We start from the raw sequence: 1,728 nt of genomic DNA, 5'->3' as shown, positions 1-1,728 counted from the left end.
TTCCCCCATGATGTTCTCGGTCATCCGCGTCCGTGCGATGGGGGCGATAGCGTTGATGGCGATGCCGTTGCGGGCACCTTCGATGGCGAGAACGTGCATCATGCCGATGAGGCCCATCTTGGCCGCGCCGTAGTTGGCTTGACCGAAGTTCCCGAAAAGTCCGGTGCCGGAAGTGGTCTGAACGATCCGTCCGTAATTCTGTGCCCGCATGATCGGCCACACGGCCCGCGTCACGTTGAATGCGCCGGCGAGGTGTACCGATATGACCGCATCAACCTGCTCGGCGGTCATGTTCTTGAAAGCCGCGTCGCGCAGAATCCCCGCGTTGTTCACCAGAATATCGACCCGGCCGAAGGCGTCCATGGCCGTTGCCACGATCGCGGCGCCGCCGTCCTCGGTGGCCACCGAGTCCCCGTTGGCGACCGCGGTGCCGCCCGCGGCTGTGATCTCGTCGACCACGGCCTGGGCCGCCGACGTCGACGCGCCGCTGCCGTCCACGGCGCTGCCCAGGTCGTTGACCACGACGCGGGCACCGCGCCGTGCGAGCTCGAGGGCGTGACAGCGGCCAAGCGCTCACCGGCACCGAGTTCGATCCAACGGCACAGCCCGGATAATTCCGGCTCGGAGACCGCCGTCCAGTTCGGCGCCGCGCCGAGCCGCGCCCGGGTGCGGGTGAGAATGTCGGCGACGTGTTTGGCCCCGGCACTACGCGGCACGAGCAGCACCATCGCATCCGCCCGCAACGCCGCGTGGATCGCGACCACCGAGTCAACGTCGTTGCCGACCACCAAGACGATCGCGCTGCCCGGCACGACACCGGCGTCTGCCATGGCCACGGCGGCCGAATCGATGCGCTCGTCCAGCTCGCCGTAGGTGAGTTCGGCGCCTCGGTCCACCACCGCTGGACGGCCGGGATGCCGGGCGGCTGCGGAGCGCACCATGTCGAACGGTTCCCCGGTCCACAGGCCGGCGGCGCGGTACCGGGGCCGCAGCGCCTCGGCGCGCCGACGCGCATGCGGCAGCAGTTCAGTCGGGCCGCCCATGGATGTCCCCTCCAATGCAAATTACTGCTCTCGATTGAGTAAATGTAACCTCTCACCTATGCAGTCAATGACTTTCGATAACCAGGTGGCCATCGTCACCGGCGCCGGTGGCGGGCTTGGCCGCTGTCACGCCCTCGAGCTCGCACGGCGCGGTGCCCGCGTCGTGGTCAACGACCTGGGCAGCGCCGTGGACGGCAGCGGCGCGTCGACGTCGGCGGCCCAGGCCGTGGTCGACGAGATCACAGCCGCGGGCGGCACCGCGGTCGCCAACGGGGACTCGGTGGCCACCGAGGACGGCGGCGCCGCGATCGTGGCAACGGCCATGGACGCCTTCGGCCGGGTCGATATTCTGGTGAACAACGCGGGGATTCTGCGCGACGCGGCTTTCAAGAACATGACCGCCGAGCAGGTTGATGCGGTCATATCGGTACACCTCGCCGGCGCATTCAACGTGACGCGGGCCGTGTGGCCGATCATGCGGGCACAGAATTACGGACGGATCGTTCAGACCACTTCCGGCACCGGACTTTTCGGGAACTTCGGTCAAGCCAACTACGGCGCGGCCAAGATGGGCCTCATCGGCATGATGCACGTTCTCGCCATCGAAGGTGCCCGCAACGGCATCGCCATCAACGCTATCGCCCCCATCGCACGGACGCGGATGACCGAGAACATCATGGGGGAA

At 67.5% G+C, this 1,728-nt stretch carries 1 protein-coding gene and 2 pseudogenes; 1 reads left to right on the top strand and 2 read right to left on the bottom strand.

The annotated features are described in order from the left end of the window. A pseudogene (locus A5701_RS24310) lies at positions 1 to 570 on the bottom strand (SDR family NAD(P)-dependent oxidoreductase); the annotation flags it as partial. 86 nt (positions 571 to 656) lie between these two features. Continuing rightward, positions 657 to 941: pseudogene (locus A5701_RS29095) on the bottom strand (AMP-binding protein); the annotation flags it as partial. A 160-nt stretch (positions 942 to 1,101) separates the two neighbouring features. Between A5701_RS29095 and A5701_RS24300 the strand changes: the two are divergent. After that, positions 1,102 to 1,728: SDR family NAD(P)-dependent oxidoreductase (locus A5701_RS24300; RefSeq protein WP_067748537.1), on the top strand; the 627-nt coding region annotated here is incomplete at its 3' end.

The sequence above is a fragment of the Mycobacterium sp. E3305 genome, assembly GCF_001666785.1.
GTDB lineage: Bacteria > Actinomycetota > Actinomycetes > Mycobacteriales > Mycobacteriaceae > Mycobacterium.
Note: the sequence above shows the minus strand (reverse complement) of the source record. Positions and strands in the feature narration are given on the sequence as shown.